The sequence below is a fragment of the Saccharomonospora xinjiangensis XJ-54 genome, assembly GCF_000258175.1.
GTDB lineage: Bacteria > Actinomycetota > Actinomycetes > Mycobacteriales > Pseudonocardiaceae > Saccharomonospora > Saccharomonospora xinjiangensis.
Genome location: NZ_JH636049.1, coordinates 81,002 through 103,707, shown reverse-complemented (window position 1 = coordinate 103,707; position 22,706 = coordinate 81,002). Strand labels below are relative to the sequence as shown.

The window sequence follows — 22,706 nt, the reverse complement described above, 5'->3', positions numbered from 1 at the left end:
GCTCATCGAGTACCGGCGCCCGCGACCGAGCGATCATCCGCTGCCGCGAACACGTCGAGATCGCCGACCTGCTCCTGGAGCACCGAGGCGGCCGAGGCCATGCGCCTGCGCCTCAGCACGGTCAGCGTCGGAAAGGTGACTGTCGTCCTTCCCTCCTTCAGCTCCGCGACACCAGACCGCTCTCGTAAGCGGCGATGACAAGCTGGGCGCGGTCGCGGGCGCGGAGCTTCGCGAGGAGGTTGCCGATGTGGGTCTTGACGGTCTTGATGGAGATGGTGAGCGCGGTGGCGATCTCGTCGTTGGACAGTCCTCGGCCGACGAGCGTGAGCACTTCGGTCTCCCGCTCCGTGAGCGCGTCGAGCCTTCTGACCGGCGAGGCGGCGGGACGGTTGACGTAGCATTCGACGAGCCGGATCAGGATCGCCGGAGCGAAGAGGGACTCCCCGGCGTGGGTGCGGCGGATCGCATCGACGAGCTGGTCGGGCTGAGCGTCCTTGAGGAGGAAGCCGCCGGCCCCGGCTCGAAGCGCGCCGTAGACGTACTCGTCGAGTTCGAACATGCTGAGCACGAGTACGCGGCACGTCGCGAGACTCGGGTCGGCTGTGATGCTGCGCGTCGCCTCGATCCCGTCGCCGTCCGTCATGCGAATGTCCATCAGGATCACGTCGGGGACGACCTTGCGCGCGAGACGCACGGCTTCCCGGCCGGTGGCTGCTTCTCCGACGACTTCGAGGTCCGGCGAGCCCTCGACGAGGATGGCGAGGCTGTGCCGGAGCAGGGGCTGGTCATCGACGATGAGAACGGAGATCGCGGGCCGCCCATATCCGAGATCGGTCACAGGCGTTCCCGATCGGGGATATGGGCGGTGAGGCGGAATCCGTTTCCCTCGGGCACTGCGTGCAGGGTGCCTCCGAGGGCGGTGATGCGCTGGCGCAGGCCGTCGAGGCCGTGGCCAGCCCCGGGTTGTGGCCGCCAGCCGCTTCGCGGTCCGGCATCCCGCACGTCCACGACGACGGACTCCTGGCTCCGGTGGACGCTGACGCGCGCACTCGTGGGGCCCGCGTGCCGGACGGTGTTGTTCAGGGCCTCACGGACGACGGCGCAGACGGTGAGCTGCGCGCCGGGCGACACGTCGTCCAGTTCGTCGATGTCCAGGCTGGCTGTCACCCGTGCGTCGTTGGCGGCTTTCACGATCGCGGGCAGGTCGTCGATGGTGTCGGCCGGGCGCAGCGGTGCCGCACCGGGGCTGCGCAGAACGTTCAGCATCCGGCGGAGCTCGGTGGTGGTCTCGCGGCTGGTGCGCTCGACGTCGGCCAGCGCGCTCACTCGCTCCGCCTCGCCGTCCGGTCCTGTCACACTGCGGGCCGCGGCGGCGCGAACGGTGATGAGCCCGAGGCCGTGGGACACCAGGTCGTGCAGGTCCGCGGCGATCCGCAGTCGCTCAATCTGCGTCGCACGCTCCGCAGCCCATGCCGCGAGGTCGTTCTCGTACCGTTCGCGCTGCGTCCTGGTCCGGGTGAATGCCCAGCCCACCACGGAGATCGTGATGGCGACGGCCACACCGAGCACGACCCAGGTCGCGACCGGGCGGGCGACCCCGACCGTGGTCAGGGCGAGGGCGACGGTGATCAGCACGAACAGGGCCACGAGCCACGCACGTGGGCGCCACCTCGGCCGACCGCTGTCCATCGGCTCAGTCTAAAGTTCGGGTCCAGTCGTGGGCATCGGTCCAGGGTCGGAGAGACCTGGGACCGAGGATGCCGATGAAGGTCCGGGCCGAGGTCCGATGACGCGCGCATGGTCCTCGGCTGGCATGGAATCATGCTTTCCGTAGACGGTGTCACCAAGCGACACGGCTGTCGAGCTGTGCTCTCCGACGTCACGTTCGAGGCTCTTCCCGGTCGCGTCACGGGGTTCCTCGGACCGAACGGGGCTGGCAAATCCTGCACCTTGCGCATCTTGCTCGGTCTGGACCGGCCCACCGCGGGAACGGCGCTGATCGCCGGGCGGGCGTACCGGAGTCTGCGCAACCCCTTACGCACGGTCGGATCCATGCTGGACGGGTCCGGCGCTCACCGCTCCCGCACCGCCCGCAACCACCTGACATGGGTCGCCCGCAGCAATGGCATTTCGAAGCGACGCGTGAACGAGGTACTCGAACAGGCCGGACTCGCAGACACTGGACGCACCCGCGTAGGGAGGTTCTCGCTCGGCATGGGGCAGCGGCTTGGGCTCGCCACCGCGCTCCTGGGGGAGCCAGCCGCGCTCGTGCTCGACGAGCCGATGAACGGGTTGGACCCCGAAGGCATCCGGTGGCTGCGTGGCCTGCTGCGCGCCCAGGCAGATGCGGGAGGCACGGTGCTGTTGTCCAGTCACCTGATGAGCGAGGTCGCCGAAATCGCCGACGACCTTGTGGTGATCAGTGCAGGTAGCGTCGTGGCCGCAGGCCCGCTCGCTCAGGTCACAGCGGGGTACGACACGCTCGAGGACGCGTTCTTCGCTCTCACCGCCACGACCCCGGAGGGGGAAGGGCGATGATGTCCCCGCGTGTGCTCAGTGCCGAATTGCGCAAGACCGCGGCCTTGCCCGCCGCACTCGTCGCCGTCGGCGTCGTGGTGGTGGGCTCGATCGCCATCACCGTCCTCAACTCGTTCAGCGTCCGCAACGCCATCCGGTCGGGCCGCTCCGAGCTCATCGCCTCCACCTCCCCGGTCGAGGTGGTCTTCTCCGTGGTGCCGATCGGGACGGTCGGCGCGGTCGTCCTCGGCGTCGTCGCGGTGAGCAGCGAATACACGGCGAACAGCTCCGATGCCGGAGGTGGCAGGCAGATCACCGCAACGCTCGCCGCGACACCGCGGCGGCTCGCCGTGCTCGCCGCGAAAGCCCACTCCGTCGTGCTCATCGTGTTCGCAACGGCCGTGGTCACCATCCCTGCCTGCCTCGCCGTGGCACACCTGGTTGTCGGCGAAGCCGCACCCGCCGCCGACGATCTCGCCGAGATGGTCGCTCGCTCTGTGGGTGCGGCCCTGTACTGGACGCTGACAGGGCTCATCGCCGTGGCGGTCACGGTGCTCACTCGCAACGGCATCGTCCCGCTCGTGGTCCTCGTCGCCAATAGCTCTCTGCTGTCCGTGTCGCTGCTGTTGAGCAACCTCATCCCGCTCGCCCGCTACCTGCCCGACCTGGCAGGCATCCGGCTGTTCGCCAGGGACTCCATCGCCCTGGACCACCCTCTCGATCCGCTCACCGGCGGCCTCGTCATGGCGGCCTGGGCGATGGGAGCGCTCGTCGTGTCCGCTGTCGTCTTCACCCGCCGCGACGCATGAATCGCGTTTTCACCAACATGGTCGCGGCGGAGCTGAGCAAGCTCCGTGGCCTGCCCGCGGTGATGACGGCCATGCACGGCACCGTCGCGGCCTCCCTCGTCCTCTCGGCAGCCGTCGCCGCATCCACCGACGAGGCGAACATGGTCCAGGTCGTGGTTCAGACGGTCCCGTTCGTCCAGATCGGTTTCCTCATCGTCGGCGTCCTCGCCGTTGCCACCGAGTACGAGGGCAGACAGATCCGGACAGCCCTGACCGCCACACCGAACCGGCCGCTGCTCCTGGCCGCCAAGACCATCGCCTTCGTGACCGCGGCCGCGATCACAAGCGCCACCTCGGTCGGGGCAGCACTGGCGACCGCGTCGGTCTCGCTCCGGGACGGCAGCCTGTCGTTCGTTGACATACAGCCACTCGCCGGAGCTGCGGTCTACCTCGTGCTGATCGGGCTGCTCGGCTTCGCCGTGACGGTCCTGTTCCGCTCGCTCATTCCGCCGCTGGTGACCATGCTCGCCGTCGTGCTCATCGCCTCGCCCCTGCTGGCTGGCGTCACCGAACATGCCCGCTGGCTACCCGACCGAGCCGGCCGTCTGCTCTATCTGTCCAATGCGGATCCGATCCTGACGCCAGGGACCGGCGCGCTCATCCTGGTCGCGTGGATCGCCGTCATCGCTGTCGTAGCGACGTGGACCTTCTGGAGTCGTGACGCCTGATGCGAACGTTGCTGTTCTGTGTGTCGTTGACTCCACAATGTACACACCGTGACAGCAACGTGGCCGGCTCTTCGCGCCGATCCGTTGGTTGCCGATTATCTGCCTCAACGCCGAAGGCGATATTCTGTTTACTCGCAGCCCTGTAGACGCGCCTGTTTACAAGCGGTCGGTTTGGAAGGCTGCTTGCGAACCGAGGATCTCCAAGGTGATGCCCTCTGCGGGGCGGAGGCCGCATACGAACGGTCACGCCCGTGAACTTCCCGTCGATGTCAGATCCGGGGCGCTCGGCGGGGTTCCCCTGCTGGCACGTTGCGCCCCGTGATCACGAGGTGATGGCGGTAGCTGCTTCGGCGGTGGCTTGGAGGACTGCTTCGGAGGGATTTCCGGTTAGCGGTTCGGCTTCGGCGACGATCACCGATCTGCCCGCTGGTTTCGAGTCGTAGTGGTGGCCGGTGAACGGCACGATGGGTGCGATCGGGTGGATGTCGCCGGTGCCATGTTCATCGATAAGGCGACGGAATTGCCGGGCTTGCGACGCTTGCCGCATGGTTACCTTGGAAACGGCCACCAGCATCGTGCTGCCTGCCCCATCGGTGATCGGGTACTGCCAGCGTTCGAGGCTTTGGCAGGGCGTGGTGAGGAAGAATTCCTGCACCTGACCAAAGGTGAAAGTAACGCACTCGACGGCGTTCTCGTGTCGTTCTGGGCCTTTGCGCATTCGCAGCTGCTGCCAGGCGCGCTGAGAATTCCCCTGTCGTGCAGTTCGTTTCGCCTTGCTGAGGTGGGAGTGGATGTTGCGGACCACTGCGGACTCGGCTGCGGAGACGGCGGTGGAACCACCCGCGGACCCGCTGACCGCAGCGATGCCACCGAGCCCGCCCGACGCACCGAGCACCACTGCGGTGCCAACCGCCAGGACAGCCGGCGCGCCCCGTCTTTTCGGCTTGTTCAGTGGAACTTTTCGTCCATCCGGTAGCGTGACCCATTTCTGTTCCGGCATCGCTCTCCCATCGTCGGTGCAGCGATATTCTTGGTCAGCTGACTGGGAACTAGCGGGGAAACCGGTCACTGTCCCCGGAATGGAGTAAGAGCTCCTAACACATTGGTGATCTTGGGTTGAGATGATCTTGGTGTGGCTGTGCCGTGGGTGGTCTCGGATGAGTTGTGGGAGCGGATCGAGCCGTTGTTGCCGGCACGTCCAGCCGGCAGGACAGGACACCGCGCTGGTCATGCGTGGCGCCGCGTCCGGCACGCCGCCCAGGTCCGCAAGCATCATGGCAGACTTCTCCCGCTGGAGATCGCCCACGATGAGTACACCACCGACATCGCGGAGAACCAGTTGCTGCGCACCGCCTGCGAAGTGCTGCTCCGCCTGCCCGGCGGCATCCCCGCCGACGTGCGCGGGCGGCTACTGCGGCTGCGGGTGCGGCTCGGTGAGATCACCCCGATCCCGCGTGGCCACCCGCTGCCTGCCTGGCGGCCCAGTCGGCTCAACGCCCGCTACCACGACGCACTCCTACTGACGGGCCTCGTGCTCCGCGGCGCGTCGATCGAACACCGGCCCGGCGAATTCGCCGTGCACGGCTTCCTGTTGGACCTGGCGAAAATCTTCGAAAACTTCGTCACCGCCGCACTGCGCGACGCGCTGGCCGGGTTCGACGGTTTCCGGGGTCACTGCATCCTGCAGGCCACCCATCACCTCGACGAACACGACACCATCCGCATGGTTCCTGACTCGAGGGCGTGTTGATGGAGGGTGATGCCCGTGTGCTTCACACGGTGGGAGCCGTGGGGTGCGTTGCCTTTGGCGTAGATCTCACGTGCGCTGAGCGCGGCGGAAGAGGTCTTCCAACCTGCCGAGCCTGCTGTATCGAATCGATGCCCCGGTACACGGCATCCGCAAGCTCCTCGACGGACATCGCGCGGCTCCGCGTTGCGGTCCCGGCAGCGCCGACAGCTCTGGCGTGCCGTGGAGATGTTCCGCACCGAGCTGCGCTCGGCAGGCAAGACCACTCACCTTCAAGTCTGTGCTCACGCGGCCGAACTGCTCGCCGGAGCCGACTTCGGCCCGCACCGCTACCAGCATGTCGTCATCGACGAAGCCCAGGACCTGCATCCGGCGCAGTGGCGAGTGGTTCGCGCCGCGGTCGCCGAAGGCCCGGACGATCTGTTCATCACCGGCGACCCGCATCAGCGGATCTACGACTCCCGAGTGTCGCTGCATGCTCTCGGGATTCCCGTGACCGGCCGCAGTAGCCGCCTGCGGATCAACTACCGGAGTACGGCCGAGATTCTCGCCTGGTCCGTCGGAGTGCTCGCCGACACGACCGTCGAGGGGCTGGGCGGTGACAGCACGGACACGCTGGTCGGCTACCGCTCCCTGCTGCGTGGCAGCCGGCCACACCTCACGGGATACGCGAGCGAACACGACGAGATCACCGCGCTGGTGGACCACGTGCGGGAATGGCTGAACCAGGGTGTGAAGACGGACGAGATCGCTGTCTGTACGCGCTTCAATGTCCTGCAGGACAAGGTCCACGCCAGGCTGGCGGCCGAGGGTATCCCCGCGGTCAAGATCCGAGACCGGCCAGGCGCACATATCGAGGGAGTACGCCTGGCGAGCATGCACGCCATGAAAGGCCTGGAATTCCGCTGCGTGGCTGTCCTGGGTGTCACCGCGAGCGCTGTTCCCTTCACCAGGGACGTCACACCCGTGGACGTAGACAATCTTGCGCATGCCAACGACATGCTGAAGGAACGCTGCCTGCTCTTCGTAGCCTGTACGCGGGCCCGGGAACGGCTCGTGGTGTCCTGGAGCGGCCAGAGCAGCCCGTTCCTGTCCTCGGTGCCCGGCAGCCGTTGAGACCGAGGGACGACGTGGTCACCTGTGCGACAAGTGGACGATTCTGTTCCTCACCCAGAAACCACGTGGCGCGCCAGGTCGGTCAGGAGGTCGTCGGCCACGCTCTCCTCGGCCAGAGCTTGGCCGATCTCGCGGACGGTGTCCGCGAGATCGGCATCCCACGGTGCCTCTGTGATGCGTCCCGGTTCGGGGCCTTGGGTGCTGGGGCGGAGCCCGCGCAGGTAGTCGCCGGTGGCCATACGCCATGGCCGCGCGCCCGTCTTCTCCATGGCATACGCGGCGATGCGCAGGCCCTCGCCGTCGAAGTCCCCGTGGTAGTGCAGCCGGGCACCGAGATCTGCCATGCCGCGCAGGAGCAGCACCACCGCAGTGTTGGGCCAACCCGATGTGCACACCATCGGCGGGCAGTCGGTGCCAAACTCTCGGAGCGCCATAGCGATGATGCTGGGGTTTTCCACCACCCACACTTGCTCCGGTGCCGCGTGCAGTTCGGTCGCGCGCAGCTGCGCCAGCGTGAGGGCCACGGCCTGCCCGGCCTCGGCACAGCACCTCGCGAGGTCGCTGGCCACGCCGTGACCGTTCAGGCGCAAGCCCGCCGCGAGGACGACGCTGGAGAGCTCGTCCGCGGCCACGCCCGCCTGCTCCCACAGCACCCGACGCTCGTAGGCGGTGGCAGGCATCGGGGCGCCGAAGATCGTGGCCAGCGCACGCAGGACAAGATTGCCGAGGCGGGTGCCGTCGTCCAGCGCGTGCGGATCGCCGGTGACTTCACTCGCGACGGCGGGCAGCGGTTGCCCCTCGGCGGGGAGCCGGGCCAACACAGCCAGCACTGTTGCCAGGATGTCGCGGGTCTGGCCGACCGATCCGTTGACCAGTCCCGCGCGGCGCACCTGCTGGGCCCAGCTCGCCAGTGCGGGCTGGCGCCGTACCTCGGGATGGGTGTCCAGCCAGTCCCACAACTCCGCGCGGCGAGCCTCAGCCCGGACGCGCTCCGCGGCCCGGTCACCGATCGGGCCGATCAACGTGGTGACGACCGTGGGAATGTCCGTGCCCGCCTCGGCCAGCGCTGTTTCCAGCGCAGGTATCGACACCGTGTAGTGCTCGCCCGGTGTCCGGTCCAGCCCCAGCAGGTCCGCCACCGCCGCGCGCTGGTTGTGATTCAGCGGCCCGATACGGACACGTGTGACGGCGCGACCCGACGACATTCGCGTGTGCACCGCCTCCCACAGGGGGCGCAGCGCCACTGCCTGCAACGCATGGGGCATGGTCAATTCTGCTCACCCGCCCAATCTTTTCCGGTCCACACGAACCGTGCCGTGGTCACGGCATCATCGTCGTCGCCGGTCACGAGTTGGTGGATGGCGATGCCCGGCAGTTCCCGGTAGGCACACCACTCGTGGTCCGAGGTCAGCACCAGATCCAGATCCAGCGAGGCGAGCAGCTCGAATACCTGGCCTCGGTTGCTGGAATCGACTCCGACGAACACCTCGTCCAACAGGATCAATCTCGGTGCCGACGGAACTCCCTGATAGTGCGCCGCCACGGCGGCGAACAGCGGCAGGTGCAGCGCGATCGCCTTTTCCCCGCCGGACAGGGCGCCGTGGAGTTTCTTCGTCAGCGGCTGCCATCCCTTGCCGTCGGCGCGGTCGAGCTTCACGACGAACCGGTGCCAGGCGGTGTAGTCGAAGACCTGCGCGAGTTGTTCCCGCCAGTTCGACGACGTGTTGTCGGCCCTGGCCGCCTCGATCCGTTCCCGGAAGAACCGGTGCAGGGATTCCCGGTCGGCCTCCGAGAGCCACACCGGGTCCTTGAGCAGTAGTTGCCGGGCGTCCTTGGTTCCGGCGGGAAGATCCTGATCGACCTGCCACACCAGTCGCACGGCCACCCGGGAAGCGGTGCGGACCCGTTCGAGTCGTGTGTTCATCGCGTCGACCAGCTCGCCTGCCTGCCGGATCCGGTCAGCCAGTTGGCGCCGCGTGTCACCGGTGAGGGTCCGGTCGAACAACTCCCGCTCCGACTCCGTGAGATCGTCGCGGCTGCGTTCGGCCTCGGCACGCAAGGTCTCGAGCAGCTGGTGCGCACCCACTCGCGTGCCGTCCAGGACAGCGGTGAACACCCGTATCTCGTCGTCCGTCGCCAGTTCCAGGTCGGCGCGACCACTGAGCACGTCCCGGCACGCGTACACCGTCTCGTTCAGCCGGTGCAGGGCATCGTTGATGTGTTTCGGCTCGTGTGGAAGGGTGGGCCACTTCGACGCCACCGTCCGCGCCGCCTCCAAGACCGCGGTGACCCCACCGGAACTCGTGAGCTCCACCTCGAGTGCAGCATCCTTGACCAGGGTACTCGTGGTCAGCTTGCGGAACCGGTCAGCGGCGTTGTCGCGGGCCAGAACAGCTTCGTTGCGTCGTTCGGAGTCCTGCGCGAGGCGTTCTCCGAGCCGCCCGATCCGCTCGTGCAGCTCGTTGAGCTGCTTACCTGCCTGTCTGTCCTGGTCGAGGAGTTGCCGGCGCAGACGCCGCTGTTGCTCCAGCTCCTCCACGATCTGCCGTAGGTCGTCGGCATCGACCAGGCGCTCCAGAGTGCGAAGCTCCTCGTCGAGTGCTTGCGCGTCCTCGGCGATGCGTTCAGCGGTGGCCTGGAACTCGGCGGCATCGGCCGCCGATCGTCCTGCCGTATCTTGGAGCAGTTCCGCCCGTGACCGGGCGGTGGCCAGATTGGTGTGCTGCTCGAACCAGATCTGGGCGCGCTCGCGGAACGCCTCCACCGCATGACCGAGCTTGTCCAAAGCTTCCCGCGCGGTCGGTATGCCGTGCTCCGTGCCCGCGAGGTGCAACGCATGCTGGGCCCGCCGCACGGACTCCTCGCGCTCGTGCAAGCGTCCTGATTCCGCGCGGACTGAGCTGTCGGCGGCAGAGACCGCGTTCTCCGCGCGGTCGAGTTCCGTCCAGGTCTGTTTGACCCGGGTGTGCGATGGGCGACGTTCCCGTTCGACGGCCAGTGTCCGACGGCGTTGCGCGAGTCGATCGGCCCACGCGCTCAGGTCGTCGAGCTCTCGGTCCACGTCGTCGAGCTGCTCGGTCAGCTCCGCGATACGACGCAGCCTGCTCTGCTCACGTGCCACGGCGCCGATGTGTTCGACCTCGTTTTTTGCCCAGCTTCCGGTGGCCGCTCCCAGCCGCCAGCGTCCGTCGGCCCCGCACGCCGCGGGGTGCTCAGCCGGCAGCGTGTCCCCGAACGCGATCGCCGCCAGCAACTCCTCGACCCGCTCGACCGGCACGGGGCTGTCCGGTTCGGCGACCAGCACCTCCCGGAGGGAACGACCTGGCGCTGGTTCGAGTAGAGCGCCGTCGAGGAATGTGTCGTGGCCGTCGACCACCAGCGCGCCGGACGGGTTCACCCAGGCGTCCAGCAGCCCGGCTGCCTGCAGAGCCGCCTCGACAGCCACCTGGACCGCAGGAGTGACGTGGTCGGCGAAAGTAACAAGCCGCCACAGCGGCGCACCCGCCATGCGGGTGCGGTCGGCGGTGCGGTGCGGCGGAGCGTGCGGTGGGAGATCCACCTTCCCGCGCAGCTTCTCCAGGCTCTCCACCAGATCGGTTCGCGTGGTTTCGGCCTGTTCCCATCGCGCACTGAGGGTGGTCTCCTCGACGGTGATGTCGTGCTGGCGGCGCTCAGCCGCCTCGGCGACACGAGCGAGAACCGCTGCCTCGGAGTCCGCGATCTCGACGAACGCCGCAGGATCGTCGAAGACCAGTTCCTCGCACGCAGACGCCCATGCGAGCAATGCTTGCTCGTGCTCTCGCAGCACCTCGTCGTACTGGTCGGCCAGGGCGTCCCTGCGGTCATTGGCCTGGGACAGCTCGGTCCGAGCGTCCTCCAGCCGGTGTTCGGCTTCCGTGCGGGCATCGACGGCCCGGTCGTGTGCTTCCAGCGCGCGGCGTACCAGCTCGATCGCCTGCTGCCGGCCCTGTACCGCTGCCCGGAGCAGTTGTCTGCTGTGGTCGTTCGGCTGTTCCAGCGCATAAATCAGCTCGCCGTAGGTGGAGTCGAGTCCCGCGCGCCGAGCGGCGCCGGCGCATTCCTCCGCCGCTACACGGATTTGTTCCACCCACTGTTCTGCGGCATGCGCCGCATCCTCGGCCGCTTTGCGGTCGGTAGCGGCGGCCGTGGACTTCCGCTCGGCCACCGCGGCCTGTTCGCGCGCTGCTCGCTGAGCGTCCCCGGTGCGGCGGCGCAGGTCGTCGAGCTCGCTGCCTTTTTCGTACAGGTCGTGTTTGGTCAGTCCTTCGATGCTGGCGTCGGCTCGGCGGATCGCTGCGGCAAGCTTCTTGCGTTGTTGTTCCGTGGCTGTCCTCGCGGCGACAGCCTCCTGATGTTCGGTTTCCGACTGGCGGGTGGCCTGGGCCGACTCGGTCATTCGCTTGGTGGCAGTGATCAGGTCGGCTGATGCCGCGCGCAGCACCCGTTGGGCATAGGAGCGTTGCCGGGTGGCGACCTTCCGGGCGGCCTCCACCTCTTCGTCCAGTTCCTTCAACCGCTCGCCCTGTTGGTCAAGTCGTTCGAAGCCCTCCGCCAGCTCCGCGATGTCCTCCTGATCCAGTGGTGGCAGCGCGCGGGAGAGCAGCGAGGACAGCAGTCCGGGATCGAGACGTTGCGACAGCTTCGGCGTGCGTAGTTGCAGCAGCGCGGTGATCAACGCTTCGTAGCGTTGTTCCGACAGCCCGGGAAACAGCAGTTGCCGCACCGTGGCGCGATATTCCGCCCGGTTCGGGTGGACTGTTCCGTGACCATCCAACTGTTCGGTCAGCACGGCTTTTGTCAGTGGCTGGCCGGAGGCGTTGGTCAGCGAGAGATCCGTGCCGACCCGTAGCGAGGTCGTGAAGTAGTCGGCGGTGACGTCGGTGGTGCGGGTGGTGGCTTGCAGCCTCGCTCCGCACGTGACGTACTCGTCGAGGCCGGGCATCCGGGCGAACTCGAGCCACACGTAGCCGACCCGGGTTGTGCCCGAGGCGCCCTCTCCCATGAGGTTCCAGTGCATGGTCCGTTCGGAGGTGCCGAATGTGGACAGCCGGTTGGGGCGAAGGCTCGCGTCGAACAGGTACGGCAGTAACAGTTCGAGCACCTTCGACTTGCCGCTGCCGTTCGGACCCCGTAGCAGCAGCCGTCCGTTGTGGAATTCGAAGACCTCGTCGTAGTAGCGCCAGACATTGAGGATCCCGGCTCGCGTGGGCTGCCAGCGAGCTGCCGCGCGACCGGCTTCCGCGTCGGCTCTGTTGGGCAATTCGGCGATGGTCACGAATTCTCCTTGCTGGTTCGGATCTCGGCGACGGAATAGCGCGCGGCCGCGGGCAACGCATGTACCCGGCCACCGGTGTGCTCGACGAGCCGGAACGCCGCCAGCGCGTCGAGCGCGTCGTGCACGAGGCGCTCGGTGCCGTCCTCACCTCGATACGTCTTGGCCCATCGTGGGAACCGGGCCAGCAACCGGGTCACCTCGGCGCGAAGCTGCTCGACGGTGAGGCCTGGTGCGGAGGTCACGAGCGTGTCGAGGAGCAGCAGACCCGCGACATTCGCCGTGCCGGAATCGTCCGGGAACTTGCGGTCGGTGGCGATTGCCTCGGGGTCGACGAGCAAATAACCTTCGGCCCGCTCTTCCAGCACGAACCCCGCCCGCTCGGCCGCGCGCTGCACCACCTGCCGTCCCGTGAGAGAGGCCAGATAGCCGCGCTGCTCCTCGCTGAGCTCACGTCGGTAGAGGACCGGTTCGTCGAACAACCGGCGGCAGATCGAGTGCCGTAACCACAGATTGCGTTGCACGTCGGAGGTCGAATTCTCCCCGTCCCCGTAGCGGCTTTCGCGGGTCAGCCCCGCGAGCAGCTCCGGCCAGCGATGTGCGACCTCGTCCGGGGAGGTGGCGAGCTGGGAAGGTCCTGTGGGTGCGGACAACAACCGAAGCAGCAACGTGGTGTCGACCCGGTAAAGCACCTTGGCCTCACGGGAATCCACGAACGCTTCGGCGCTTCCGTCGACGGTGTCGAGCACACCGTAGGACTCCAAGAGCCGGAGCGCGTCGACATAGGCCATGCGTTCGGAGCGCGCCGCGGTGTCGAACACCTCCAGTACCGGATCGGTGGCCGTCGCGTACTTCACGCGATCGGCGAGGAACCCGATCGTCGTGACGGGCCCGGCCAGCAGTTCGGCCGCTATCACGCACAGCAACGTGTAGCGTCTGCGGTCGAACGGAGTTCGGCCGGACCGTGACCGGCGTGCGGGGCGGGTGTGATCGTGTTCGCTGGTCACTTTGGCCAGGCGGGCGTAGCCGAACCTCGGTTCCACTACTAGTCGCCAACCACACGTGTAGTCGAACCACTTTGCGATGGGGCCATGCCGTCTGCGGATCAGATCGAACGCTTCCGGTGCCGTTCTCGCGCTGATCAGCGGCGTTGCCAGCAGCAGCCGGATTCCTTTGGCGACGTCCTGTTGCTCGGCGATGACAAGCTGGTTGGCGAGGTTGCTCATGCTGTCGCTTCCTCTGCGGCGTCGTCGGTGTCGGGGGTACTGACGTCGACGATGTAGTCGGGGCCGGTGAACACACCCCGAGGGGTGCGGAGCACAGCTTGTGCTTCGTCGGGCGGCGGCAGCAGCACGATCTCCACCCTGCCGTCGGTGGTAGCAGCGCGGCGCGTGCCGGAGGTGTCCGGTTGCGTGGCCAGCGCCCGGCCGAGCAGGTCGAGCAGCCGTTCGAACGGGTCGTGGTCGAGCTCGGCGAACGCGGAGAGCCTGACGGGGCCTCCGGTGACGAGCTGTCGCCAGGCGCGGCGCAGCTGCCTCCGCTGGGCGCGAGCGCGTTCCGCCCTCTGCTGTTTCAGCGCGGCGACATCGCGCACCTTGCCGGTGCGGGCGACTTTCTCGATCCGGCCGGCGGTCCGCAGCAGCGGCGACACCGGAACCGGCGGGGCCTCCTGCCAGGGGGCCGACGCGCTGACCAGTTCCGGGTCGGGGTGAGCCAGGTGTGCGTGGCGGGCGGAGCCGAGCCCGAACGCCGCCGAGAACAGCCGGTGCAGATCGTTCTCCGTCGGGGCCAGGGCGAACCAGCGGGCCAGTTCCCGGAAATCAGCGACCGCGCTGCCGGCCCGGTGGCGTGACTCCGCGATTCGGTCCAGTACCTGCAGCAGGGTCACGATGGCTCGCCGCGCGACCACGTGGAGCTGCTCCACCCGTGGGGGTGTGTCGTCCTCGGGCAGGAACCACGCCCGCAGGCCCGCCCAGCGGCTACGACGCAGTGCCAGCCAGCTCGCCCGAATGTCGTTTCCGGGCGACGGGGGCAGGTCGGCCCCGGCCAGTGCGCGCTTGTGCAGGACGTCCGAACCGTCACTCTCGAGGTGGGTGATACCCGCCGCGATGGCGTGTGCCCGCTGGTCCAGGTTGGTGAGGAACTCTTCCAGGTAAGCCACGGTGGCGGTCTTGACCTCGCGGAAGGTCATGAGGTCGGCGCTTTCCGCCCGGAGCAGCCGTTGCAGCTCACCGTTGAACTGCTTGGTGTTGGTACGCAGCGCGTCCAGGTGGTTTTCCAGCTCGGTGAGTGTGGTGAAGATCTTGCGATCAATCGCCGTCGGGTCCGTGAGCAGCCGGTGCAGTTCCGCCAGGCGGTCGGCGATGGCGTCCAGCACGGCCGTCTGCAATGCGCCGGTGGAGGCCAGCACGGTCAACGCGTGCTGGACACCGGCGAAGGCAGCCTCACCCCGTTTGGTGAGGGAGTACTGCAGGTTGCGACGCTCGTATTCCTCGGCCGTGCGGTAGTTCTCCGCATGGTTCTGGATGACGTCGATGAGCTGCCAGTCCCGTAGCTTCTGCAGCGCGCGAGCGAGGTCGTCGTTGGGCAGGGCACCGAACCAGCCCACTGTGCGCAACCGCTGTTGCACCTCGTCCAGGCTCAGCGAGGTCTCCAGCCGTTCGTTGGCCTCCGCGAACGCGCGCAGAATCGCTGTGTAGGTGTCGGCGTTCTCGCCGACGCTGAACCGGAACAACTCCGGGGGAATCCGTTCCACCGCACCTCCAGCGCGGGCCAGCGTAGGGGTTGAGGCCGATGCAATTCCAGACTTGTCGTGACCGCGGGGCGCCTCTCGGGTCACGCCGGACGAGCGCTTGACATCCCCGCTGTCCTGCCGTGCGCGGGCCTGGACGGTGCCTTGCTTGCTGAAGGGCCGCTGAACCGCCGGGCACGTATGGTCTCCGCGTTGTCGGTCGAGAGGTGGCGTCTCAGCTTCTGCAGAGCGCGATGTTGGGCCACCCGCACTGCCGCCGGAGTAGACCCCACGACCGCGGCTGTCTCATCAGCGGTCATGCCCACGGCCACGCGCAGAATCAGGATCTCGCTCTGTGATTCGGTCAGCAGGCCGAGGAGGCCCCGCATCCGCGCGCCGAGTTCGGTTCGCAACACCCGCTGCTCCGGGCCGAGTTCCGGATCCGGTCCGTCCACGGGCTCGGCCGCCAGGTGAGTGCGGTCCCGGCTGCGAGCCCGGTGGTAGTCGGCGATCTTGTGCGCGGCGATACCGAAAACGAACGACAGGAAACTGGTCTCGGGACCGCGGAAGCGGTGCATCGAGCTCAGCGCAGCGATGAACACTTCCTGGGTGACATCGGCCGCGTGATCGTGTCCGCTTGCATCGATTCGAGCGCGGCAGTAGCGCATGATCATTGGTTGCAGTGTGGCGAAAAGGCCGTTCGTGGCCGCCCTGTCGCCGGAGCGTGCGGCCGAGAGCTGCTCCGCGAGCACATTCGTCTGCATAGGACACTCCCCGGTGAAAACTGGTTGTCGGGCTGTATCGTCGTTCTGGGTTGTGAACCGCTATCCCAGCGAAAGTGAGACCGCACCGAGCTTGGCGGAGTCAGCATCGACGGCGACTTTTCCTCGATGAGAGACCTCCACCTGATACATGGGGCGATCGTCAGGGACCTCCGCGACCTGGAGCGTGAAAACGCAGTCGGAGCTGACTGTGTCCAGCTGGGAGTCGATCAACCCTCCGGTCGCGAGGACGGTGCCCGCTTCGTCGTACACGGTGACGCTCGTGCCCTCGGCGATGTCGTCGTAGCCTCCCGTGCCCATGCAGCCCGTTGTCGAGACGTTGCCGATCGCTCCGTCGAGCAAGGTGAAGGTTCCGTTCAGGGTGAAGGTGTCAGGCCCCGTCAGCGCTGGAGTCAGTGCCCAGATCGCCCACGCGGCGCCTACCGCTGAGGCTCCCGTCAGGAAGCCGAGCACAGCGGGCGAACGGTGCCGTCGGCGGTTGGCTTGAGCCGAAGCTCCAGGTGGATACGGAAACGCTGGCTGCGCGTGCATGAGGTCTCTGCTTTCGGGGTGGACGACGACAACACGGTCGATTGTGAACGCGCAGAGTTAATCATGTTCTGTGAACACAGTCAACACTGAGTATCTTGTGTGGTATGTTCACGGCTTGGAAAGGGGACATGGTGAGTGGCGACGAGCATCTGGTGAGCGCGGCAGAGGTCGCGCGGTTGGCGGACGTCGGACGGGCGGCGGTCAGCAACTGGCGGCGTCGCCACCCGGACTTTCCTGAGCCGGTGACGAGCGGGGCGGCAAGCCCCAAGTTCCGGCTCACCGAGGTCGAGCAATGGTTGCGTAAGCAGGGAAAGCTCCGGGTGTCCGACAGCGAGGACGCTCTGTGGCATTCCCTCTCGTTCGGGCGTGGTGATGCCGATATCACGCGACTCCTTGCCGAGCTGGGGGAGTACCTCCACTCCCCGGACCGAGAGACGGACCTGCCGGAGGCGGTGCGGGAACAACTCGACCGGCTCGATGCCCGCTCCCAGGCCGAATTGGCCGAACAGCTCTACCGACGCCATACCGCGACATTGCGGCGACGCCACTCGGTCACCCCGGTCGAACTCGCGGACCTCATAGTCGAACTGGCCGACGTGCACGGAGTCGTGCTCGACCCGGCGTGCGGTGTCGGCAACGCGTTGAAGGCCGCGGCCGAGCGCGGCGCCGACCGGGTACTCGGCCAGGAACTCGATGCTGATCTCGCGCGGCTCGCGCAAGCGCGGTTGCGGTTCCACGCGCCCGCCACCGTCGTGGCAGGCGACGCTCTCCGCGCCGACGGCCATGCGAACGTCCGTGCTGATGTGGTGTTCTGCGAACCACCCTTCGGCTATCGCGACTGGGGTTACGAGGAACTCAGCGTCGACAGACGCTGGGACTACGGGCTGCCGGTGAAGAGCGAACCGGAGCTGGCCTGGTTGCAGCATTGCCTGGCCCACGCTCGCCCGGGTGGCGTCGTGGTCGCTGTGCTGCCCGCCGCTGTCGCCTCGCGCCGTTCCGGGCGTCTCATCCGCAAAGAACTCGTCCGGCGTGGCGTGATTCGTGCTGTCTTCGCTCTGCCCGCCGGGCTGCTCGCTTCCACCGGGATACCGCTGCATGTGTGGTTGCTTCGGGCTCCGACCGGCGCCGACACGGCGACGTCTGTCCTGCTGGTGGACGCGAGTGTCCACGGAGGCCGTGCGCGCGGTGAGGCAGACTGGCCCGCGCTACGCTCCGCCGTTGTGGAGCCCTGGCAGGCGTTCCAAGCGGGCACGCTCCACACCATGCCGGGCCGGCACGACGTCGTCGAGGCGATCGATCTCCTGGACGAGGACGTCGACCTGACTCCGGCGCGCCATCTGCCCACACCGCGCGCGACCATCGACACGGCGGAGCTGGACAACCAGCGCCGGCGATTGCAGCAGATCCTGGGGCCGGTGATTGATCTGCTGCCCGACGTGACCGGACGGCCACCGGAGACCCATCCGACCCTGACAATTTCCGAACTGGCCAAAGCCGGTGCACTGACGGTGCGGCAGCACACCGGGAAGCTCGAACTGGACGATGCGACAGACGCCGTGGGCGAGCTGGTGTTGACCGGACGCGACGTCGCCACCGGCACGGCCCCGGCCCTGCGGCTGGTGCACCCTCCCGACACGGACCTCGTGCACCTCGAACCGGGCGACGTCGTCGTCCCGACCCTCGTCGCGGGAGGCACACCTACGGTGGCGCGCCTCATCGACGAGCCGGGCCTGATCCTGGGCCCCAACCTGCACCTGCTCCGAGTCGACCCGGCGCGCCTGGACGCTGAGTTCCTCGCCGGCTACCTCTCCGCGAGCCGCACGGTCGAGGCGAGCAGCACGACGCTGTCCGGAGCACGCAGACTCGACGTCCGCCGGGTTGACGTGCCACTGCTGCCTCTCGACGAGCAACAACGGCTAGGTCAAGCCTTCCGCGCTGTGCGCTTGTTCCACAAGCGGATGCGGGAAGCAGGCGAACTCGCCGACCTGCTCAGCAGCCAACTCATCGACGGCCTCGCCGACGGCGTACTCGACGTCCTGGACCGATAGCCACGCTCCTTGCCTGTGGGCGGGTAGGACACGCTCTCACACCAACCGTCGGAAACACTGTTCCTGTTACGGACCCGCCTGCCCGGCAGCTGACGAGGACGGTGCTGGAGGCCACGCTGGAAACGGAGATGGCCGAGTGCCTCGGGCACGACGAACACGCTAATCAGCCCAACGGCGAGGGCAAACGTGCGTAGAGGTTCCCGCACCAAGACCGTTGGTCTCGGATGCGGTCGGCGAAGTTGGAATCGGGACGCGAGGGCAGTTTCGAGTCTCTGACAGTGAGGGATCGGCGAACTACCTGACAACTTGTACGCATTTCCGCGTTGCGTGGGCCTCGCCGACCACCCGGTGGCTTTGGGGCGAGGATGGACAAGTTCGCAGTATGTTGGCGGAGCAGCAGGGTGTCCGCTCGATCGTTGCCGGTGGTGGCCGCGACGTGGCTGATTTCCTCCAGGCTGGTGTCGGGCAGACCTCGTCGGATGAAGGGGAGTCGGCGAGGTTTCGCCATCCGTCGTGCCGGGTTGTCGGACTTCGGGATCAGGCCGTCGGCGACGGCGTGGTTGTACAGACACCGCAGGGCGGCGATCTGATGCTCGGCTGCGCTGCGGCCCCCGCGGGCATTACGGCGGGACACGACGTGGGTGCGGATGTGTTCGGCCAGTTTGTTTGATCTTCAATGGGGGCGTCTAGCTGTTGCGGGGCAGAACGTTCATGCCGGAGCGGTCGTGACCGGTCGCGGGATTCTGAGGCAACCCCGCGGCTGGCTGGTCCTCTCCAGGAACGCGCTGGGTGAGGATCTGAAGTGCGTCTGCGGAGGAGGTGTCGTTGGGGGTGTAGATCTCGAGGCGGTGGTCTGGGCTGTCGGGTTGGAGCCAGACCTGGTAGGCGACGCTCGCGGCGCCGATGGTGGGGTGTTGTAGGTGCATGTCGCCGGTGGTGCAGTCGGCGACTTCACCGGTTGCCCACATCGTGGCGAACTGGTCACTGCGCATCGTGAGCTCACCGATGAGGTTCGCCAGGCGCGCGTCGGTCGGGAAGCGCCCGGCTGTGAGTCGCAGGTAGGCGACGTGGATGCGGGCGAGCTCGTCCCAGTTGAGGTGTAGATCTCTGGTGAGAGGGTCCAAGAAGAACATCCTCGGAATCGAGGGACGAGTCTGCGGGTGGTGGGGCGCCTCGTAGGCGACGTGTTCGGCGAGAAGTGCGTGGCCGGTGCGGTTCCAGGCGAGCACGTCTCCGCGTCTGCCCAGCACGATGGCTGGGGTCGTCTCGGCCAGCGATGCGAGCAGTGCGAGAACCCGTGGCTGGGGCTCCTCCTCAGGGGGTTCGGCCAGGCCGGGCCGCGAGGATTGTCGGGCGAGATTATGAAGGTGTGCGGTCTCTACTTCGTCCAGTTCCAGCACACGCGCGAGTGCGTCGAGAACCTGGTCGGAGGCCGTCTCTGCCTGGCCCTGCTCCAGCCGGGTGTAGTAGCCGGCGCTGACCCCTGCCAGGTGGGCAAGCTCCTCGCGGCGTAGCCCCGGTACGCGCCGGGCAGTCCCATAGGTGCGTAGCCCAATCTGGTCCGGGGTCACGCGATCGCGGCGGCTCTTCAAGAATGCTCCGAGGCTTTCCACACCCTCGAGACTAGGCGGCCTCCGCCCGCGGGTGGGTGTACCTGATGGGTGTACCCACAACAGGTGGCTGGCTGTTGGACGCGCCGGGATCGAGCGTTGCCTGCATGACGCAACACCCCACAAGCGGCAGCGGTGTCCGGGCCTGGCTCGGTCTGCTGGTCGTCCTCGGTCCCGTGCTCCTGGTCTCGATGGATGGCTCCATCTTGTTCCTTGCCATGCCGAGGGTCAGCCAAGCGCTCAACCCCAGCGCCGACCAGGCACTGTGGATCCTGGACATCTACGGCTTCGCCGTGGGCTCCCTGCTCATCGCGTTCGGGAACATCGGCGACCGGTACGGCCGACTCAAGCTGCTCATGACCGGCGCGAGCTTCTTCGGCATCGGCTCGGCAGCCGCCGCACTCGCCCCCACCCCCGAGCTCCTCGTCGCTGCCCGTGCCCTGATGGGTATCGCGGGAGCCACCCTGCTTCCTTCCGCCCTGGCGGTGCTCAGCGAGCTGTTCACCAACCCGAAGCGACGGGCGCAGGCCATCGGCATCTTCGCCGCCACCTTCGCCGCAGGATTCGCGATTGGCCCCATCATCGGTGGTGTCCTGTTGGAACGCTTCTGGTGGGGAGCGGTCTTCTTGATCAACCTTCCCGTCATCGTCCTGTTCCTGTGCTTCGCACCCACCCTGCTCAGGGAAGTACGTGCCACCCGGCCCGGCCGAATCGACGTCCTCAGCGTGGCGACCTCGGCAGTCGGTCTACTCCTGGCGATCTACGGTCTCAAGCACGCTGCAGCCGAGGGCCTCTCGGTCTCGGCGGTGCTCGCCGGACTTGCAGGGATCGCCGTACTCGCATGGTTCGGAGTGCGCCAGCGGCACCTGGACCATCCGCTCATCGATTTCTCGCTGTTCCGTGACCGAGTCTTAGCCGTCGCAATGATCACCGGCCTGCTGCCCCTGGCTGCATGGTCAGCATCCGCCTACCTGGCTGGCATCTACCTGCAGTCCGTCCTCGATATTCCCGTCCTGCAAGCCGCACTGCTGGCGCTGCCAGGGGCCGTCGTGCTCACCACGACCTGCATCGTGACCCCAGCAGTGGTCGATCGCATTGGCAAGCGCACCGCCTTGCTGATCTGCCACTTCTCCATCGCCATCGGACTCCTCCTTCTCCTGCCCACCACCGTCACCGGTGGGATCGGCTGGTACATCACCTCCACAGCGATCGCTGGCATCGGCTACGGCATCTCATTCGCGGTCGTCGCCGACACCGCCGTCGGTGCGGTTCCGCCCGAGCGGGCAGGCTCAGCTGGCGCGATCGCCGAGACCAGTAATGAGATAGGTAACGCTCTCGGCATCGCACTCCTCGGCTCACTTGCCGCCTTGCTGTTCCGACTCCAAGGCCCCGACCTCGCGCCGACACTCGACGAAACGCTTCAACTCCCAGGCCTGGCACAAACGCTGGTCACCGACGCCAAGTCGGCCTTCCTCACCGGCCTGCACGTAGCAGCAGCCGCGGCCAGCCTGCTCCACCTCGCGCTCGGCATCGTCGCTCTCCGCTGGCTGCCCCGCTCAACCAGAGACGACCTTCCTGCTGGAGAAGCACACAGCGAGGCCGCGGAGCCACGATGACGCACGCCAACGCTCCTCTGTCCGTTGAAGGTCGACGACGCCTGATCGAACGCTGCAAGAGCCGCCCCATCGCCCACGTCGCAGCTGAGATGGAATCTCACGAGCCTGCGTATCCAAGTGGGTCAACCGATGGCGTCGTCGTGGCGATGCCGGGCTTCAAGACCGCTCTTCGATTCCTCACCGGAGCCCCAACGCGACACCTTCGTGGGTTATCGAGCAGGTCGAGATCTGGCGCCGAGAGCGCACGTGGTCGGCTCAACGGATCACCGATGAACTGGCGAACACCGGGTTCGTGATCAACCGCCGGAGCGTCAGCCGACACCTCACCCGACTTGGACTCGGCAAGCGCAAGTTCATCGAGCCCAATGGCGAGAACAACCGCAACCCGGGGAAGATCACTGCCCGCTGGCCGGGTCACATGGTGCACCTGGACGTCAAAAAGGTCGGGCGGATCCCCGATGGCGGTGGCTGGCGCGTCCACGGCCGCAACAGCGACCGAGCCAAGGCAGCCGGGCACGCCAAGTCTGCCGGCGCGAAGCGCGGCTACATCTACCTGCACTCCATCGTCGAAGGGTTCTCACGGCTCGCCTACACCGAACCGCTGGCCGATGAGAAGGGTGCCACCGCGGCCGCGTTCCTCGCCCGAGCGCAGGTCTGGTTCGCCGCCCACGGCATCAACCACATCCATCGAATCGTCACCGACAACGGTGCCTGTTACCGCTCAGGCGACTTCGCCCGGATCGTCGGCAACCAGACCCGGCACCAGAGGATCAAGCCGTACACGCCTCACCACAATGGGAAGGTGGAACGCTACCAGCGGATCCTGGCCGAAGAACTCCTCTACGCTCGCGAGTTCACCAGCGAAGACGCCCGCTCAGCTGCGATCGCCGTCTGGAACATCCACCACAACCACCACCGGCCACACAGCGGCGCCGACGTCAGCCGCCAACATCACGCCTCCGGGACGGCGTCACCAACGTCCAGCCCTCCTACATCTAGCCGTCGGTGGCTCCAGTGTTGCTGGATCCGCATCCAGTAGGAGGAGTACACCCGGCGGGTGCCGGGAGTGACTGCGGAACCACGGCCGGAACAGACGCCTCAACCACGGCCACCACCCCCAACCACAGGGAGGAGGTATCCGGGAGATGCGGAAAGACAGCCAGCGTAGAAGTCTGTGCTGGCTGTCTGATCGAAAGAAA

The 22,706-nt window shown here is 67.1% G+C and carries 18 protein-coding genes and 1 pseudogene; 9 read left to right on the top strand and 10 right to left on the bottom strand.

Annotation, left to right across the window (positions count from 1 at the left end):
• Positions 1–157 precede the first annotated feature (157 nt).
• Positions 158–838: a response regulator gene (locus SACXIDRAFT_RS00285; protein ID WP_006236433.1), complete on the bottom strand. Its 681-nt coding sequence runs from the start codon at positions 836–838 to the stop codon at positions 158–160.
• Positions 835–1,689, bottom strand: a complete 855-nt coding sequence (locus SACXIDRAFT_RS00280) for a sensor histidine kinase (protein WP_006236432.1) — start codon at positions 1,687–1,689, stop codon at positions 835–837. Before SACXIDRAFT_RS00280 ends, SACXIDRAFT_RS00285 begins: the two co-directional genes overlap by 4 nt.
• A 132-nt stretch (positions 1,690–1,821) precedes the next feature.
• Here SACXIDRAFT_RS00280 and SACXIDRAFT_RS00275 point away from each other — a divergent pair, with 132 nt between their 5' ends.
• From SACXIDRAFT_RS00275 to SACXIDRAFT_RS00265, 3 genes are read left to right on the top strand one after another with little or no spacing between them, the layout of a single operon-like run.
• Positions 1,822–2,538, top strand: a complete 717-nt coding sequence (locus SACXIDRAFT_RS00275) for an ABC transporter ATP-binding protein (protein ID WP_040922344.1) — start codon at positions 1,822–1,824, stop codon at positions 2,536–2,538.
• Positions 2,535–3,326, top strand: a complete 792-nt coding sequence (locus SACXIDRAFT_RS00270) for an ABC transporter permease (RefSeq protein ID WP_006236430.1) — start codon at positions 2,535–2,537, stop codon at positions 3,324–3,326. Before SACXIDRAFT_RS00275 ends, SACXIDRAFT_RS00270 begins: the two co-directional genes overlap by 4 nt.
• Positions 3,323–4,033, top strand: coding sequence for an ABC transporter permease (locus SACXIDRAFT_RS00265; protein ID WP_006236429.1), 711 nt, complete (start codon positions 3,323–3,325; stop codon positions 4,031–4,033). The genes SACXIDRAFT_RS00270 and SACXIDRAFT_RS00265 overlap by 4 nt, the downstream gene beginning before the upstream one ends.
• A gap of 322 nt (positions 4,034–4,355) precedes the next feature.
• Here the strand turns inward: SACXIDRAFT_RS00265 and SACXIDRAFT_RS00260 are convergent, their stop codons facing one another.
• Positions 4,356–5,033, bottom strand: coding sequence for a hypothetical protein (locus SACXIDRAFT_RS00260; protein ID WP_006236428.1), 678 nt, complete (start codon positions 5,031–5,033; stop codon positions 4,356–4,358).
• Positions 5,034–5,165: 132 nt separating this feature from the next.
• Here SACXIDRAFT_RS00260 and SACXIDRAFT_RS00255 point away from each other — a divergent pair, with 132 nt between their 5' ends.
• Both SACXIDRAFT_RS00255 and SACXIDRAFT_RS00250 read left to right on the top strand, forming a co-directional pair.
• On the top strand, positions 5,166–5,783 hold the full coding sequence (locus tag SACXIDRAFT_RS00255; protein ID WP_050986886.1) for a 5-methylcytosine restriction system specificity protein McrC: 618 nt from the start codon (positions 5,166–5,168) through the stop codon (positions 5,781–5,783).
• A gap of 225 nt (positions 5,784–6,008) precedes the next feature.
• Positions 6,009–6,896 (top strand): 3'-5' exonuclease, encoded by an 888-nt coding sequence (locus tag SACXIDRAFT_RS00250; RefSeq protein WP_040922341.1) that lies wholly within the window; start codon positions 6,009–6,011, stop codon positions 6,894–6,896.
• A 50-nt stretch (positions 6,897–6,946) separates the two neighbouring features.
• Here the strand turns inward: SACXIDRAFT_RS00250 and SACXIDRAFT_RS00245 are convergent, their stop codons facing one another.
• The 6 genes from SACXIDRAFT_RS00245 to SACXIDRAFT_RS00220 form a co-directional block, all read right to left on the bottom strand.
• The gene (locus SACXIDRAFT_RS00245; RefSeq protein ID WP_006236427.1) at positions 6,947–8,161 is read right to left on the bottom strand and encodes a TIGR02679 family protein; all 1,215 of its coding nucleotides are present in this window, start codon (positions 8,159–8,161) and stop codon (positions 6,947–6,949) included.
• A gap of 2 nt (positions 8,162–8,163) precedes the next feature.
• Positions 8,164–12,192 carry a TIGR02680 family protein gene (locus tag SACXIDRAFT_RS00240; protein ID WP_006236426.1) on the bottom strand — a complete coding sequence of 1,343 codons (4,029 nt, stop codon included), beginning with the start codon at positions 12,190–12,192 and terminating at the stop codon, positions 8,164–8,166.
• Entirely contained in the window at positions 12,189–13,415 is a 1,227-nt protein-coding gene (locus tag SACXIDRAFT_RS00235) for a TIGR02678 family protein (RefSeq protein ID WP_006236424.1), read from the bottom strand. The genes SACXIDRAFT_RS00240 and SACXIDRAFT_RS00235 overlap by 4 nt, the downstream gene beginning before the upstream one ends.
• On the bottom strand, positions 13,412–14,944 hold the full coding sequence (locus SACXIDRAFT_RS00230) for a TIGR02677 family protein (RefSeq protein ID WP_006236423.1): 1,533 nt from the start codon (positions 14,942–14,944) through the stop codon (positions 13,412–13,414). The genes SACXIDRAFT_RS00235 and SACXIDRAFT_RS00230 overlap by 4 nt, the downstream gene beginning before the upstream one ends.
• 80 nt (positions 14,945–15,024) lie before the next feature.
• Positions 15,025–15,684, bottom strand: coding sequence for a sigma-70 family RNA polymerase sigma factor (locus SACXIDRAFT_RS00225; RefSeq protein ID WP_006236422.1), 660 nt, complete (start codon positions 15,682–15,684; stop codon positions 15,025–15,027).
• Positions 15,685–15,744: 60 nt separating this feature from the next.
• On the bottom strand, positions 15,745–16,155 hold the full coding sequence (locus SACXIDRAFT_RS00220) for a hypothetical protein (protein ID WP_198284286.1): 411 nt from the start codon (positions 16,153–16,155) through the stop codon (positions 15,745–15,747).
• Positions 16,156–16,337: 182 nt separating this feature from the next.
• Between SACXIDRAFT_RS00220 and SACXIDRAFT_RS00215 the strand changes: the two genes are divergently transcribed.
• Entirely contained in the window at positions 16,338–18,281 is a 1,944-nt protein-coding gene (locus tag SACXIDRAFT_RS00215) for an N-6 DNA methylase (RefSeq protein WP_232285213.1), read from the top strand.
• A 382-nt stretch (positions 18,282–18,663) separates the two neighbouring features.
• Positions 18,664–18,951, top strand: a complete 288-nt coding sequence (locus tag SACXIDRAFT_RS22795) for a hypothetical protein (RefSeq protein ID WP_040921987.1) — start codon at positions 18,664–18,666, stop codon at positions 18,949–18,951.
• A 16-nt stretch (positions 18,952–18,967) separates the two neighbouring features.
• Here the strand turns inward: SACXIDRAFT_RS22795 and SACXIDRAFT_RS00205 are convergent, their stop codons facing one another.
• Positions 18,968–19,894, bottom strand: coding sequence for a helix-turn-helix transcriptional regulator (locus SACXIDRAFT_RS00205; protein ID WP_006236419.1), 927 nt, complete (start codon positions 19,892–19,894; stop codon positions 18,968–18,970).
• A 104-nt stretch (positions 19,895–19,998) separates the two neighbouring features.
• Here SACXIDRAFT_RS00205 and SACXIDRAFT_RS00200 point away from each other — a divergent pair, with 104 nt between their 5' ends.
• Positions 19,999–21,507 carry an MFS transporter gene (locus SACXIDRAFT_RS00200; RefSeq protein ID WP_040921986.1) on the top strand — a complete coding sequence of 503 codons (1,509 nt, stop codon included), beginning with the start codon at positions 19,999–20,001 and terminating at the stop codon, positions 21,505–21,507.
• Positions 21,504–22,506 (top strand): annotated as a pseudogene (locus SACXIDRAFT_RS00195) (IS481 family transposase). The gene SACXIDRAFT_RS00200 and the pseudogene SACXIDRAFT_RS00195 overlap by 4 nt, the downstream one beginning before the upstream one ends.
• Positions 22,507–22,706: the final 200 nt, after the last annotated feature.

What these genes read in the sequence shown, in the direction of transcription:
- SACXIDRAFT_RS00280 (WP_006236432.1), bottom strand. Translation starts at nt 1,689, where the DNA reads ATGGACAGCGGTCGGCCGAGGTGGCGCCCACGTGCGTGGCTCGTGGCC.
- SACXIDRAFT_RS00250 (WP_040922341.1), top strand. Translation starts at nt 6,009, where the DNA reads ATGTTCCGCACCGAGCTGCGCTCGGCAGGCAAGACCACTCACCTTCAA.
- SACXIDRAFT_RS00260 (WP_006236428.1), bottom strand. Translation starts at nt 5,033, where the DNA reads ATGCCGGAACAGAAATGGGTCACGCTACCGGATGGACGAAAAGTTCCA.
- SACXIDRAFT_RS00225 (WP_006236422.1), bottom strand. Translation starts at nt 15,684, where the DNA reads ATGCAGACGAATGTGCTCGCGGAGCAGCTCTCGGCCGCACGCTCCGGC.
- SACXIDRAFT_RS00235 (WP_006236424.1), bottom strand. Translation starts at nt 13,415, where the DNA reads ATGAGCAACCTCGCCAACCAGCTTGTCATCGCCGAGCAACAGGACGTC.
- SACXIDRAFT_RS22795 (WP_040921987.1), top strand. Translation starts at nt 18,664, where the DNA reads ATGTTGGCGGAGCAGCAGGGTGTCCGCTCGATCGTTGCCGGTGGTGGC.
- SACXIDRAFT_RS00200 (WP_040921986.1), top strand. Translation starts at nt 19,999, where the DNA reads ATGACGCAACACCCCACAAGCGGCAGCGGTGTCCGGGCCTGGCTCGGT.
- SACXIDRAFT_RS00215 (WP_232285213.1), top strand. Translation starts at nt 16,338, where the DNA reads ATGTTCACGGCTTGGAAAGGGGACATGGTGAGTGGCGACGAGCATCTG.
- SACXIDRAFT_RS00270 (WP_006236430.1), top strand. Translation starts at nt 2,535, where the DNA reads ATGATGTCCCCGCGTGTGCTCAGTGCCGAATTGCGCAAGACCGCGGCC.
- SACXIDRAFT_RS00245 (WP_006236427.1), bottom strand. Translation starts at nt 8,161, where the DNA reads ATGCCCCATGCGTTGCAGGCAGTGGCGCTGCGCCCCCTGTGGGAGGCG.
- SACXIDRAFT_RS00265 (WP_006236429.1), top strand. Translation starts at nt 3,323, where the DNA reads ATGAATCGCGTTTTCACCAACATGGTCGCGGCGGAGCTGAGCAAGCTC.
- SACXIDRAFT_RS00275 (WP_040922344.1), top strand. Translation starts at nt 1,822, where the DNA reads ATGCTTTCCGTAGACGGTGTCACCAAGCGACACGGCTGTCGAGCTGTG.